This window comes from Ornithinimicrobium jinqii, from assembly GCF_045032595.1.
Taxonomy (GTDB): domain Bacteria; phylum Actinomycetota; class Actinomycetes; order Actinomycetales; family Dermatophilaceae; genus Ornithinicoccus.
Genome location: NZ_JBJFZS010000007.1, coordinates 80120 through 93696, shown reverse-complemented (window position 1 = coordinate 93696; position 13577 = coordinate 80120). Strand labels below are relative to the sequence as shown.

General features: G+C 71.8%; 12 protein-coding genes. 2 read left to right on the top strand and 10 right to left on the bottom strand.

The features are described 5' to 3' along the window. The first annotated feature begins 199 nt into the window (after window positions 1–199). Window positions 200–1951, top strand: a complete 1752-nt coding sequence (leuA, locus tag ACI3ET_RS02825; protein WP_405031436.1) for a 2-isopropylmalate synthase — start codon at window positions 200–202, stop codon at window positions 1949–1951. Window positions 1952–2039: 88 nt separating this feature from the next. Here leuA and ACI3ET_RS02820 read toward each other — a convergent pair whose 3' ends face one another. The 4 genes from ACI3ET_RS02820 to glmS are packed head-to-tail and all read right to left on the bottom strand — an operon-like array spanning window position 2040 to window position 6268. Continuing rightward, window positions 2040–2498, bottom strand: coding sequence for a VOC family protein (locus ACI3ET_RS02820; protein WP_405031435.1), 459 nt, complete (start codon window positions 2496–2498; stop codon window positions 2040–2042). Window positions 2499–2507: 9 nt separating this feature from the next. Beyond that, window positions 2508–4019 carry an NAD(P)H-hydrate epimerase gene (locus ACI3ET_RS02815; protein WP_405031434.1) on the bottom strand — a complete coding sequence of 504 codons (1512 nt, stop codon included), beginning with the start codon at window positions 4017–4019 and terminating at the stop codon, window positions 2508–2510. Next, complete coding sequence (locus tag ACI3ET_RS02810; RefSeq protein ID WP_405031508.1) at window positions 4016–4369, bottom strand: holo-ACP synthase; 354 nt, start codon at window positions 4367–4369, stop codon at window positions 4016–4018. Before ACI3ET_RS02810 ends, ACI3ET_RS02815 begins: the two co-directional genes overlap by 4 nt. 39 nt (window positions 4370–4408) lie before the next feature. Next, on the bottom strand, window positions 4409–6268 hold the full coding sequence (gene glmS, locus ACI3ET_RS02805) for a glutamine--fructose-6-phosphate transaminase (isomerizing) (RefSeq protein WP_405031433.1): 1860 nt from the start codon (window positions 6266–6268) through the stop codon (window positions 4409–4411). Window positions 6269–6353: 85 nt separating this feature from the next. Between glmS and coaA the strand changes: the two genes are divergently transcribed. Beyond that, window positions 6354–7316: a type I pantothenate kinase gene (coaA, locus tag ACI3ET_RS02800; protein ID WP_405031432.1), complete on the top strand. Its 963-nt coding sequence runs from the start codon at window positions 6354–6356 to the stop codon at window positions 7314–7316. A 68-nt stretch (window positions 7317–7384) separates the two neighbouring features. On the opposite strand, the gene ACI3ET_RS02795 is transcribed toward coaA, so the two are convergent. The 6 genes from ACI3ET_RS02795 to ACI3ET_RS02770 form a co-directional block, all read right to left on the bottom strand. Further along, window positions 7385–8203 carry a DUF1206 domain-containing protein gene (locus tag ACI3ET_RS02795; protein ID WP_405031431.1) on the bottom strand — a complete coding sequence of 273 codons (819 nt, stop codon included), beginning with the start codon at window positions 8201–8203 and terminating at the stop codon, window positions 7385–7387. A 45-nt stretch (window positions 8204–8248) separates the two neighbouring features. After that, window positions 8249–9202, bottom strand: a complete 954-nt coding sequence (locus ACI3ET_RS02790) for an aggregation-promoting factor C-terminal-like domain-containing protein (protein WP_405031430.1) — start codon at window positions 9200–9202, stop codon at window positions 8249–8251. A 252-nt stretch (window positions 9203–9454) separates the two neighbouring features. Beyond that, window positions 9455–10843: a PhoH family protein gene (locus ACI3ET_RS02785; protein ID WP_405031429.1), complete on the bottom strand. Its 1389-nt coding sequence runs from the start codon at window positions 10841–10843 to the stop codon at window positions 9455–9457. Window positions 10844–11161: 318 nt separating this feature from the next. Further along, on the bottom strand, window positions 11162–11935 hold the full coding sequence (locus ACI3ET_RS02780; RefSeq protein WP_405031428.1) for an amino acid ABC transporter ATP-binding protein: 774 nt from the start codon (window positions 11933–11935) through the stop codon (window positions 11162–11164). Further along, a complete protein-coding gene (locus ACI3ET_RS02775; protein WP_405031427.1) occupies window positions 11935–12729 on the bottom strand; it encodes an amino acid ABC transporter permease in 795 nt (264 codons plus the stop codon). The genes ACI3ET_RS02780 and ACI3ET_RS02775 overlap by 1 nt, the downstream gene beginning before the upstream one ends. Window positions 12730–12757: 28 nt before the next feature. Further along, on the bottom strand, window positions 12758–13549 hold the full coding sequence (locus tag ACI3ET_RS02770; protein ID WP_405031426.1) for a transporter substrate-binding domain-containing protein: 792 nt from the start codon (window positions 13547–13549) through the stop codon (window positions 12758–12760). Window positions 13550–13577 lie beyond the last annotated feature (28 nt).

Below are 13577 nucleotides of genomic sequence, written 5' to 3'. Positions count from 1 at the left end.
CCGGAACCGCCAGACACCGCTGGAGACCCGGGGGCACCCCTTGACGCTACGTCACGGTCCTGGGCTAGAGTGCTCCCCAATGACTTCCCTGCTCCTCCTTCGTCGCCGCAGCGAGACCTTCTAGGTCCGGGCCCTCGCTGCGGAGATCTGCTGTCGCCTCGGACCCACGACAGCCCCCAGCGAAGAGAGTCAGACCAGAATGAGCATCCAGAGCCCCGTCTCCCCCGCCGTCGCCGCACGCGTCGAGCGCAACCCTCAGCAGCCCAGCGGGATGCCCGTGGCGCGCTACACCGCCTACCCCGCCGTCGACCTTCCCGACCGCACGTGGCCCGGACGGACCATCACCCAGGCCCCGCGCTGGTGCGCGGTGGACCTGCGCGACGGCAACCAGGCCCTGATCGACCCGATGACCCCGGACCGCAAGCGGCGGATGTTCGAGCTGCTGGTGCGGATGGGCTACAAGGAGATCGAGGTCGGCTTTCCCGCGGCGAGCCAGACCGACTTCGACTTCGTGCGGATGCTCATCGAGGAGGACCTGATCCCCGACGACGTCGTCATCCAGGTCCTCACCCAGGCGCGCGAGCACCTCATCGAGCGCACCTACGAGTCGATCGTGGGCGCGAAGCAGGCCATCGTCCACCTCTACAACTCCACCTCGACGCTGCAGCGCCGGGTCGTCTTCGGCGCGACCGAGGACGAGATCGTCGACATCGCCACCCAGGGCGCGCGCATCTGCAAGAAGTACGAGGAGCAGATGCCGCCCGGCACCGAGATCTCCTACGAGTACTCCCCCGAGTCCTACACCGGCACCGAGCTGGAGTATGCCGTGCGCGTGTGCAACGCGGTCATGGAGGTCTTCGTGCCGACGCCCGAGCGGCCGGTCATCATCAACCTGCCGGCGACGGTGGAGATGGCCACCCCGAACGTCTACGCCGACTCGATCGAGTGGATGAGCCGGCACCTGAACCACCGCGAGAACGTCGTCCTGTCGCTGCACCCGCACAACGACCGCGGGACCGGCGTGGCCGCCGCCGAGCTGGGCTACCTGGCCGGCGCCGACCGGATCGAGGGCTGCCTGTTCGGCAACGGCGAGCGCACCGGCAACGTGTGCCTGGTGACCCTGGGGATGAACATGTTCAGCCAGGGCGTCGACCCCCAGATCGACTTCTCGGACATCGACGAGGTCCGGCGCACGGTCGAGCACTGCAACCAGCTGCCGGTCCCCGAGCGCCACCCCTACGGCGGCGACCTCGTGTTCACCGCCTTCTCCGGCAGCCACCAGGACGCGATCAAGAAGGGGCTCGAGGCGCTGGAGCGGGAAGCGGCCGAGGCCGGGGTCGCGGTGGAGCAGCACCGCTGGGAGGTTCCCTACCTGCCGGTGGACCCCAAGGACATCGGTCGCACCTACGAGGCGGTCATCCGGGTCAACAGCCAGTCCGGCAAGGGCGGGGTCGCCTACGTGATGAAGTCGGAGCACAAGCTCGACCTGCCGAGGCGTCTGCAGATCGAGTTCAGCGGCGCCGTCCAGCGGCACACCGACAGCGAGGGCGGGGAGATGAGCCCGGCCCAGATCTGGGCCGCCTTCGAGCACGAGTACCTCGAGCAGGACGGCCCCCTGACCGGCACGGACCACACCGTCACGCACGACGAGGACGCGGGTCACGACCGGCTCGACGCCTCGATCACCCTCGACGGCACTCCGTTGCAGGTGAGCGGGACCGGCAACGGCCCCATCGCCGCGTTCACCGACGCCCTGAGCACCGTCGGTATCGACGTCCGGGTCCTGGACTACCACGAGCACGCGCTGAGCTCCGGAGCCGACGCGTATGCGGCCGCCTACGTCGAGTGCGCGATCGACGGGGAGGTGCGCTGGGGCGTGGGCATCCACCCGAGCACGGTCACCGCGGCCCTGAGGGCGGTCACGAGCGCCGTCAACCGGCCACGGCACTGACGCCCGACCGGGCGCTCGGCGCGGCGACCCCCGGGGCGACCCTTGGGGCGACCCCCGGGGCGACCCTTGGGGCGACCCGCCGGGGCGGTCAGCCCCGGCCGTCGCCCAGCCGCGTCTGCCCGTCCTCGGTGATGCTCCAGTAGGGGTTGTGGGCGATCTCCCAGATGTGGCCGTCCGGGTCGGAGAAGACGCCTGAGTAGCCACCCCAGAAGCGGGTGCACGGACGGCGCAGCACCTCGGCGCCCGCGGCGGCCGCCGCGGCGAACTGCTCGTCGACCTCGGCGGCGCTGGGGACGTTGATCCCCAGGACCTTGCCGCCCCACCCGTCACCGCTGCCGGGGGTGTCCTCGGTGTCCTCCTCGACGTCGATCCCCGAGTCGACCGCGAGCGCCATCCGCTCCCACAGGGCCACGACCATGCCACCGGTCTGGAAGAAGACGATGTTCTCCGGCGACGGCCCGGGGACCCAGCCGAGGGAGGTGTAGAAGTCGCGGGCCCGATCCATGTCGGACACGCCGAGGGTCACGAGGGACAGACGCTGATCCATGCGGCCAACCTACACAGCGAGGAGGCGGGCCACCGCGAGGGGGAGCGCGCGCGCCACCGCGAGCGCCCGCACCGGCCCCCCGGGGTTGGCGAGGTGTGCGGCCGTGCCGTGCACGAGCGCGGCCACCGACCCGGCGTCCAGGGGCGTGAGCCCGGCCGTGAGCAGGGCTCCTGCCAGACCAGCCAGCACGTCACCGGCGCCCGCGGTCGCCAACCAGGCCGGGGCGTCCGCCTGCGACCGGAGCGGGACCTCCGGGTCGGGGTCGACCACGAGGGTCGTCCACCCCTTGAGCAGGACCGTGCACCCCGTGAGCGCCGCGGCCCGCCGGGCGTGCTGCACGGGCGCGGCGTCGACCTCCTCGCGCGTGACCTCGCCCCCGTCCAGGGTGCCGAGCAGCCGTGCCAGCTCGCCGGTGTGCGGTGTCAGCAGGGTCGGCGCGGTCCGACGGTGGCCCTGCACCAACCACCCCGCCAGCACCTCCAGGGCCCCGGCGTCGACGACGAGCGGCGCCTCGTCGGTGAGCGCCTGGCGCACGGCGTCGAGCTGGTGGTCCTTCCCGTCGCGGTGCTCGGACGCCGGCGGCGAGACCCCCGGTCCCACGACCGCGGCCTGCACCCGCCCCGGTCCCGGCACGACCTCCGGGCAGGCGGCCAGCACCAGGCCGCTCGCCCGCGGGGGCCCGACGTAGCGCACCATCCCCGCCCCCGCCTCCACCGCCGCGGTCACGCACAGCACCGCCGCCCCCGGGTAGGCATCGCTGCCCGCGACCACGGCGAGCACGCCCCGCGTGTACTTGTGGTCCCCCGGTCCTGGCACCGGCCACATCCTGGCCACGTCGCCGGCCTCGACCCGCTCCACGACCGGCCGTGCGCCCGGCTCCACGCCGATGTCCAGCACCGTCAGCCGGCCCACGGCCGCGCTCGTCGCCGGCAGGAGGTGCACGGGCTTGGCCGGGCCGAAGGTGACGGTCTCGTCCGCGTAGACCGCCACCCCGAGCGGCTCCAGGCCCTCCGGGTCGGCCCCGCTGGGCAGGTCGACCGCCACGAGGTATGCCGTGTCCGGCACCGTGTCGACGACGCTCGCCATCGCGCCGCGCAGCCCCGGCCGACCCCCGATCCCGAGGAGCCCGTCGACCACCAGGTCGGCGGAGGCGACCACCCGGACCACCTCGTCGGGCAGCCGGTCCGCGCCCGGGTCGACGGTCAGCACGCTCACCCCGGAGGCACGTGCCGCGGCCGCGCCCCCGGCGTGGAGTGCGGTCGCCACGCCGACGGCGGCGACCCGCACCCCCTCACCGGCGAGGTCGGCCATGAGCATGGCGGCGGCGTGCAGCGCGTCGCCCCCGTTGTCACCCGGCCCGGCCAGCACGACGACCCGGGTGGCTCCCCGCCGACGGGCACGGCGGGCGACGACGTCGGCGAGCCCGCCCGCGGCCCGCAGCATGAGGGCACCCTCCGGCAGCCCGGCGCGCACGAGGTCCTCGGCGGCCCGGACGTCCGGAACGGCATACCCGCGGATCATCCCGACTCCGCGATGACGGTGGCCGAGGCGATCCCGGCGTCGTGGGACAGCGAGACGTGCAGGTGGGCGACGCCCAGCTCGTCGGCCCGGGCCCGGACGGTGCCCTGGGTGCGCAGGTGAGGTCGACCGGTGCTGTCGCGGACGACCCACGCGTCGGTCCACCGCAGGCCGACGGGTGCCCCGAGCGCCTTGGCCAGCGCCTCCTTGGCGGCGAACCGCGCGGCCATCGACTCCGGCCGCAGCCCCAGCTCGTCCGCGGTGAAGAGCCGTTCGGCGAGGCGGGGGTTGGCCTCCATCCGCTGCGTGAAGCGGTCGATGTCGACCACGTCGATGCCGACGCCGACGATCACCGAGCCGCTCCCCACCCGGACAGGCTCACGCGCGGAGGCTCACTCGACGGTGACCGACTTGGCCAGGTTGCGCGGCTGGTCGACGTCGAGCCCCTTGGCGGTGGACAGGTGCAGGGCGAAGACCTGCAGCGGCACCACGGTGAGCAGCGGCGCCAGCAGCGCGGACGTGCGGGGCACCCGGATCACCTCGTCGGCGAACGGCACGACGTCCTCGTCGCCCTCCTCGGCGATGACGAGCGTGCGGGCGCCGCGGGCGCGGATCTCCTGGATGTTGGACACCACCTTGCCGTGCAGCCCGTGCTCGGCGTCCGGTGACGGGACGATGACGAAGACCGGCTGGCCCGGCTCGATCAGGGCGATCGGGCCGTGCTTGAGCTCGCCGGCCGCGAAGCCCTCGGCGTGGATGTAGGCGAGCTCCTTGAGCTTGAGCGCGCCCTCCATCGCCACCGGGTAGCCGACGTGACGGCCGAGGAAGAGCACCGAGCGCGAGTCGGCCATGAAGTAGGCGATCTCCTTGACCCGGTCCATGGTCGTGAGCAGCTGCTCGATCTTGCCCGGGATCTCGTGCAGCTCGGCCATCACCTCGGCGGCGCTGCGGCCGTAGGACTCACCGCGCAGCGTGGCGAGGTAGAGGCCAAGGATGTAGCTGGCCGTGATCTGGGCGAGGAACGCCTTGGTCGAGGCGACGGCGATCTCCGGGCCCGCGTGGGTGTAGAGGATCGCGTCGGACTCGCGCGGGATGGTCGATCCGTGGGTGTTGCAGATCGACACGGTCCGGGCGCCGAGGTGCTTGGCGTGACGCACCGCCATCAGGGTGTCCATCGTCTCCCCCGACTGGGAGATCGAGACGACCAGCGTGTGCTCGTCGATGACCGGGTCGCGGTAGCGGAACTCGTGGGCGAGCTCGACCTCGACCGGGATCCGGGTCCAGCGCTCGATGGCGTACTTGGCGACCATCCCGGCGTAGGCCGCGGTCCCGCAGGCCACGATGACGATCTTGGTGACGGCACGCAGATCGTCCTCGGAGATGTGCAGCTCGTCCAGACGGAGGTTGCCGTCGGCATCGGTGCGCCCGAGCAGGGTGTCGGCGACAGCGTGCGGCTGGTCGTTGATCTCCTTCTCCATGAACGTGGCGTAGCCGCCCTTCTCCGCCTCCGCCGCGTCCCAGGTCACCTCGTAGGCCTTGCCGTCCGACGGCGTCCCGTCGAAGTTCATCACCTCGTAGGTGTCCGGGGTGATCGTGACGATCTGGTCCTGCCCGAGCTCGAGGGCGTGGCGGGTGTGGCCGATGAAGGCGGCCACGTCGGAGCCGAGGAAGTTCTCACCCTCGCCGAGCCCGACGACGAGCGGGGAGTTGCGGCGCGCGCCCACGACCGTGTGGGGCTGGTCGGCGTGCACGGCCAGGAGGGTGAAGGCGCCGTCCAGCATCGCGACGGTCTCGCGCATCGCCGTGGTCAGGTCGCCGCTGCGGTCGAACGCCTCGCTGAGCAGGTGGGCCACGACCTCGGTGTCGGTCTCGGAGCTGAACTCCACGCCCTGCTCCAGCAGCGTCTTCTTCAGCGAGTGGAAGTTCTCGATGATGCCGTTGTGCACCAGGGCCAGCTTGCCGTCACGACCGCCGCGGTGGGGGTGGGCGTTGTCGTGGGTCGGTCCTCCGTGGGTGGCCCAGCGGGTGTGCCCGATCGCGGTGGCCGTCTCGCCCACCGGCGCGTCGACGAGGGCCTCCCGCAGGTTCGCGAGCTTGCCCGCGCGCTTGCGTGTCTCGACCGCGTCCGCGCCCACGACCGCCACCCCCGCGGAGTCGTAGCCCCGGTACTCCAGCCGACCCAGTCCTTCCATGACCACGTCCAGCGCCTTCGTGCCCGTCTCGGGCCCCACGTATCCGACGATTCCACACATGGGCCCCAGCGTAAGTCCTCGGGTGGGTGATCCCGGCGCCGGCGCTGGTGTCGACGCTGGCGCCGGGAGTGCGACAATGCCGCGCATGGCATCCCAGGGCAACGGCGCCGGCTTTCCCTCCCCCTACGTCGAGCTGGACCGTTCGGACTGGGCGCGGCTGCGGGAGAACCACCCCATGCACCTGGACGCCGACGACGTCGAACGCCTGCGCGGTCTGGGCGAGCGGCTGGACCTGGCCGAGGTGGAGCAGGTCTACCTGCCGATCAGCCGTCTGCTGTCGTTCTACGAGCAGGCCACGGCGCGACTGCACCAGGTCACCACCGACTTCCTCGACGAGCGCGCCGAGCGCACCCCGTTCGTCATCGGGGTGGCCGGCTCGGTGGCCGTCGGCAAGTCCACGACCGCCCGCATCCTGGCCGAGCTGATCTCCCGGTGGGACTCCCGGCCCCGGGTGGACCTCATCACCACCGACGGCTTCCTGCACCCGAACCGGGTGCTGGAGGAGCGGGGGATCATGGACCGCAAGGGCTTTCCGGAGTCCTACGACCGACGGGCCCTGCTGCGCTTCGTGGCCGAGGTGAAGTCCGGCCGGGCCGAGGTCGTCGCCCCGGTCTACAGCCACCTGCGCTACGACATCGTCGCGGGCGAGCACGTCGTGGTGCGCCGCCCGGACGTGCTGATCGTCGAGGGCCTCAACGTGCTCGAGCCGCCCCACCCCCACCCCAACGGGCGGAGCGCGGGGCTGGCGATCAGCGACTTCTTCGACTTCTCGGTCTACGTTGACGCGCACGTGAGCGACATCCGGCGCTGGTACACCGAGCGTTTCCTCTCGCTGCGCGAGACGGCCTTCGCCGACCCGCACTCGCACTTCCACCGGTTCGCGACGCTGACCGACGCCGAGGCGGTTCAGACGGCCGAGGGGATCTGGGACGGCATCAACGCCCCCAACCTGGTCGAGAACATCCTGCCCACCCGCAGCCGCGCGACACTGGTGCTGCTCAAGGGCGCGGACCACACGGTCGACCGGGTACGCCTGCGCCGCCTCTGACCCGCTGCGGCCGTCTCCCCGACCGCCACGGGGTATGGCGTGGGCGTCCGCCTCTCGGCCGCCCTCGCTCACATGTCCGCGTAGCGCGCGCGGGCGATGTTGAACACCCCGTAGAGCGCCAGTCCGACGGCGACCGTGAGGAGCAGGGCCTGTCCGAACGGTCGGCCCTCGAGCGCCTTGAGCGCTCCGTCCATGCCGGAGGCCTCCTCCGGGTCGGACTGCCAGGCGGCCAGCAGGAACAACCCACCGACGACCACGAGCGCCACCCCCTTGGCCGCGTAGCCGAGGGTGCCAGCCAGGCGGATCCCGCGGCCCACCGATCCACCCGCCTGCCGCTCGAAATCCTCGAGGAACTTCCGGGTGACGCCCTTGTACACGTGGTAGAGGCCGGCGGCCACGACCCCGAGACCGACGCCGACGACGAGCACCCGGCCCAGGGGCGCGGACAGCAGGGTCGCCGTGAGGTCGGTGCTGCTCTCCCCGCTGTCGGACTGCGCCCCGCGCGCCACCGTGGTGGTCGTGCCGCCGAGCACGGCATAGAGGGCGCTGCGGCCTACCGCCTTGAGCCGGTCCGTGATCTCGGGCCCGCCGAAGACGGCGTCGAGCACCTGCCAGAGCGCCAGGGCGAAGAACCCCACGGCGCAGGCCCACAGCAGCAGGACGCCCAGCGGCGCCCCGCGGAGGGCCTGGAGCGCCCCGCTCGGGTCGGCCTCCCCGCCACCACCGGTGGCGAGGCGGACGGCGATACCGCCGATCATGACGTGGATCAGCCCGCTGGCGACGAAACCGCCCCGGGCGAGGCGCTCCAGCCACGGGTGGTCGCTCAGCCGGCGGGCCGCTTCCTTGGCGTCGTCGGAGACCTCGTCCACCCGGTCAGCAGCGCTCACCGGCCCAGACTAGGCCCTGGGCCGGCAGATCAACGTGCTCGGTGCTCAGTACCAGCCGACGGACTCGGAGTGCGCCCAGGCGCTGCACGGGCTGCCGTAGCGGCCCGAGATGTAGCCCAGGCCCCAACTGATCTGGGTCGCCGGGTTGGTCTGCCAGTCGGCGCCGGCGGTGGCCATCTTGCTCGCGGGCAGCGACTGCGGGATGCCGTAGGCGCCCGACGAGGGGTTCATCGCCGAGGGGTTCCAGTTGGACTCGCGCTCCCAGAGGGCGTCGAGGCAGCCGAACTGGTCATCGCCCCAGCCGTAGCTGGACAGCATCGAGCGGGCGATCGAGCGCGGGTCCCCGGAGGAGACGGGCTGAGGCGCGGGCTGCGGCTCGACCGGCGCGGGCTGCGGCTGGGCCGGCGCCGGCTGGGCCGGGGCGGGCTCGCGAGCAGCGGAACGGGAGGCGGACTCCTCCTCGGAGCGGACGGCCGTCGCGGCCTGCTCGGCGGCAGACTCCGCCTCGGCAGCGGCCTGCGCGGCGGCCTCGTCGGCGGCAGTCTGCGCGGCGGCGGCCTGCGCGGCAGCCTCGTCGGCGACAGCCTGCTCCGCAGCGGCCCGTTCGGCAGCAGCCTGACGCTCGGCCTCGGCCTCGGCGGCGGCCTTGGCCGCACGCTCCTCGCCGACGGTCTTGGAGGCGCCACGCAGGACGTCGACGCCGTCGCCGGCGAGATCGGTGGACAGGCTCAGGGAGGCGCGCTCGGCGCGGACCTCGGCGAGCGAACGGGCCGACTCCTGACCCAGGGCGGAGACGACGCCGGTGGGCAGCTGGGCCTCCGTCCGGCCGACGGAGGCCTCCGGGGCCGCCTGCTCGACGGTCTTGCCCTGGGTGCCGGCGTAGGCGGCGAGCCCGAGGGAGCAGGCGAGGATCCCGGCGGTCACGGCGGAGGCGGGGCCGCCGAGGCGGCGGGGACGGTGCCGTCCGTCGACGGGCGCAGGGGTATGGACATCGGTCATGGCAGCGGAACCTTTCGAGGGAGGAACGCCGTCATCAGGTACGGGAGAGAACTCCCGATCACGAACCTGAGGGGGGACATGTCGGCGTTACCAAATCGTGATCTGCCATCAACCGTGCCCGGAAGGGTCGCCTCACGTCAAACCACGGGCCTGCCAGGTGACCAAGGTCACAGGTTTCCAGCCCCCCTGGGCGCTCCTGCCACACACGTCACTTCCGTGACGACTGAGTGGTCAGGAGGGGACTGCCACCCCTCAGTGCCAGCCGGGGCCGGTCTCCAGGAGCTCGGTGACCAGGGCGGCGATCGGGCTGCGCTCGCTGCGCGTGAGGGTGATGTGCGCGAAGAGGGGGTGCCCCTTGAGCGCCTCGATGACGGCCGCGACACCGTCGTGCCGGCCGACCCGCAGGTTGTCCCGCTGGGCCACGTCGTGGGTCAGCACGACCCGCGAGCTCTGGCCGATGCGGGAGAGCACCGTGAGGAGCACGTTGCGCTCCAGCGACTGCGCCTCGTCCACGATGACGAAGGCGTCGTGCAGGGACCGGCCGCGGATGTGGGTCAGCGGCAGCACCTCGAGCATGTCGCGGTCGAGGATCTCCTCGACCACCTCCTTGGAGACGACCGCCCCGAGGGTGTCGAAGACGGCCTGGGCCCAGGGGCCCATCTTGTCGTTCTCCGACCCGGGCAGGTAGCCGAGCTCCTGGCCGCCCACGGCATACAGGGGCCGGAAGACGATCACCTTGCGGTGCTGCCGGCGCTCCATCACCGCCTCCAGGCCGGCGCACAGGGCCAGCGCGCTCTTGCCGGTGCCGGCGCGCCCGCCCAGGCTGAGGATCCCCACGTCGGGGTCGAGGAGCAGGTCAAGGGCGATCCGCTGCTCGGCCGACCGCCCGTGCAGGCCGAAGGCGTCGCGGTCGCCGCGCACGAGCCGGACGCTGTGGTCCGGCGCCACCCTCCCGAGGGCGCTGCCCGAGGGGCCGAGCACCGTCAGGCCGGTGTGCACGAGCAGCTCGCCCGCACCCTCGTGCTCGAGTCGGCCGTGCTCGTAGAGGGTCTGCATCTGGTCGTCGTCGACCTCGAGCTCGGTCATGCCGGTCCAGCCGCTGTCGACGGCGAGCTCGGCCCGGTACTCCTGGGCGTCCAGGCCGACCGCCGAGGCCTTGACCCGCATGGGGAGGTCCTTGCTCACCACCGTGACGTCACGGCCCTCGGCGGCGAGGTTCTTGGCGACCGCGAGGATCCGGGAGTCGTTGTCCCCCAGCCGGAACCCGGCAGGGAGCGCGGTGGGGTCGGTGTGGTTGAGCTCGACGTGCAGGGTGCCGCCGGCCGGCCCGACCGGCACCGGCTCGCTCAGCGTGCCGTGGGTGATGCGCAGGTCGTCCAGCATCCTCAGCGCCTCACGCGCGAAGTAGCCGAGCTCGGGGTGGTGCCGCTTGGCCTCCAGCTCGGTGATGACCACGACCGGCAGCACCAGCTCGTGCTCGGCGAACCGCAGCAGGGCCCGCGGGTCGGACAGCAGGACGGAGGTGTCGAGCACGTAGGTCTTGCGGTCGGTCTCCGGCAGGACGTCGACGGGCGGCACGGCGTCCAGAGGAACGGCGTCGAGCGTGCGCGTCGCGGAGGCGGGGCGTGGGCTGCTGGTCATGGGCGGCTCCCTGGCGGACGCGCGCGGGGCGGCCACGCGTCTCGTCGGTCGGTGGACCGGGACCGGGCCTCGCCACCTCGGCGGGGAGCCGGTGCCGACCCTCCGCCGCAGAGCCTGAGCTCCATGTGGTGGGCCTCCCGAGAGGCAGGACGGGTGTCCCGCGTCTGACCCGACCGTATGGCGTCTCGTCCGGAAGTGGCCTGCGTCACCCCGGCGTGTCGGTGGCTGGGAGGTGAACAGCGGGCCAACCGTGTGACAGGGGAGGTCGGTGTTCCGGGAGTGACCCAAGTGGTCGAACTGCCCGAGGGGGTCGGGGGTCTACAGGACCTTGGAGAGGAACGACTGGGTGCGCTGGTGCTGGGGGTTGGCGAGGACCTCGACCGGGTCGCCCTCCTCGACGATCACGCCGCCGTCCATGAAGACGAGCTTGTCACCCACCTCGCGCGCGAACCCCATCTCGTGCGTGACCACCATCATCGTCATGCCGCTGCCCGCCAGCGCCTTCATGACGTCGAGCACGTCGCCGACGAGCTCGGGGTCGAGCGCCGAGGTCGGCTCGTCGAAGAGCATCATGTCGGGGTTCATCGACAGTGCCCGGGCGATCGCCACGCGCTGCTGCTGCCCGCCGGACAGGTGCGCGGGGAAGGCGTCCTCCCGGTCGGCCATCCCGACCTTCTCCAGGTTCTCCCGGGCGATCGCCTCCGCCTCCGCCCGGTCGCGCTTCTTGGCGCGCTGCTGGGCGATGGTGAGGTTGCGCAGCACCGTCATGTGCGGGAAGAGGTTGAACTGCTGGAAGACCATGCCGATGCGCGTCCGCACCTTGTCCAGGTCGGTCTCCTCGTCGGTGATGTCGATGCCCTCGACGATGATCTTTCCCGAGGTCGGCTCCTCGAGCCGGTTGACGCACCGCAGCAGGGTCGACTTGCCCGAGCCCGAGGGGCCGATGACGCAGACGACCTCCGCGTGGTCGACGTGGAAGTTGATGCCCTTGAGCACCTCGTTCTCGCCGAAGCTCTTGTGCAGGTCCAGGACCTGGATGGCCGGGGCACCGGCCTCGGGCTGGACCTCGGGTGCGGGGGGCGTCGTCGTCATCAGCGGGACCTGTTCTGCTTGGACTCCATCCACGCCACGAGGCGGGTGAGCGGGAGGGTGATGGCCAGGTAGAGGATCGCCGCCAGGGTCAGGCTCGTGGCGGTCCCGGCCGTCGGGCCGCTGGTCAGCAGGTCACGGGCCATGGTGGTCAGCTCGCGCTGGCTGGCGGCGAGGCCGATCACGAAGAGCAGCGCGGTGTCCTTGATGAGCAGGACGAACTCGTTGGTCAGCGGGGGCACCACGATCCGCAGCGCCTGCGGCATGACGATGGAGGCCATCGTCCAGCCGGGCGACATCCCGAGCGACCTGGCTGCCTCGGCCTGACCCTTCGGCACGGCCTGGATGCCGGCGCGGAGGGTCTCGGCCATGTAGGCGCCGGCGACGAGCACCAGCCCGAGCAGGCCCGCGCCGACCTGACCGCCCGGCGGCGTCCAGCCGAAGGCGATCGGGACGCCGAAGGCCATGGCGAGAATGACGATGAGCGAGGGAAGCCCACGGAAGAACTCGATGTAGGCCGTGGCGAGCCACCGGTAGACGGCGATGGGCGAGAGCCTCATCAGGGCGAGGACGAAGGCCAGGGCCAGACCACCGACGAACGCGATGAAGGTGTAGAAGAGGGTGTTGCGCACGCCCGTCACGACCAGCATCGTGAGGTTGGGGCCCAGACCCTCGAGCGAGAAGAAGTTGGCCTGCATCCGCCCCCAGTCCACGAGGGACCCCACGACCACCGCGACGGCGAGGAGCACGGCATACAGCGTCAGACGGGTCAGTCGCTGCCTCGTGGACCTCTTCACGGGGGCACCCTCCTCCTCGTCCGCCGACTCAGTCCTCGCTGAAGTACGTGTCGTAGAGGGTGTCGTACTCGCCGCCGTCGCGGAGGGCGGTCAGCTGCTCGTTGACGGCCTCGACGAGGGCGGTGTTCCCCTTCTTGACGGCGAAGCCGTACTGCTCGTCGGTCTCGTACTCCTCCACGATGGTGTAGCCACCGTCACGGGTGTGCTCGAGGTTGACGGGGAGGTCCTGCAGGAGGGCGTCCACCTGCGCCGCCTGCATGGCCTGGTACATCTCGGCGTCGCTGGGGAAGGTGATGAGCTCTGCCCCGGTGGCATTCTCCTCGGCGTAGGCCTTGCCGGTCGTGCCCTGCTGGACGCCGACCTTCTTGCCGTCGAGGTCGTCGATGGAGGCGATGTCGGAGCCCTCGGCCACGAGCAACGACTGCTTGGAGTCGTAGTAGCCGTCGCTGAAGTCCAGGTTCTGCTTGCGGTCCTCGTTGATCGTCATGGCGCTGGCAACGAGGTCGCACTGGTCGGCGTTGAGCGCGAGCCCGGACTGGAGCGCGTCGAAGGACGAGTCCTTGACCTCGAGCTCGAGCTCGAGGCCCTCGGCCACCGCGGAGACGATGTCGATGTCGAAACCCGTGTAGCCCGACTCGGTGGAGTCGTCGAAGTCCTCGAACGGGGGGTACGGCACGTCGGAGCAGACCGTGAGGGTGCCGTCGCTGACCAGGCCCAGGTCACCGGCGACGGCAGGGTCCGCGTCGTCGGTGCCGCAGGCGGTCAGGGCCAGGGTCAGGGCGGTGGCCGACGAGAAGGCAAGGACGGTGCGCATGTTCATGCCGGAACTGTAGTCCTCCCACGGTGCC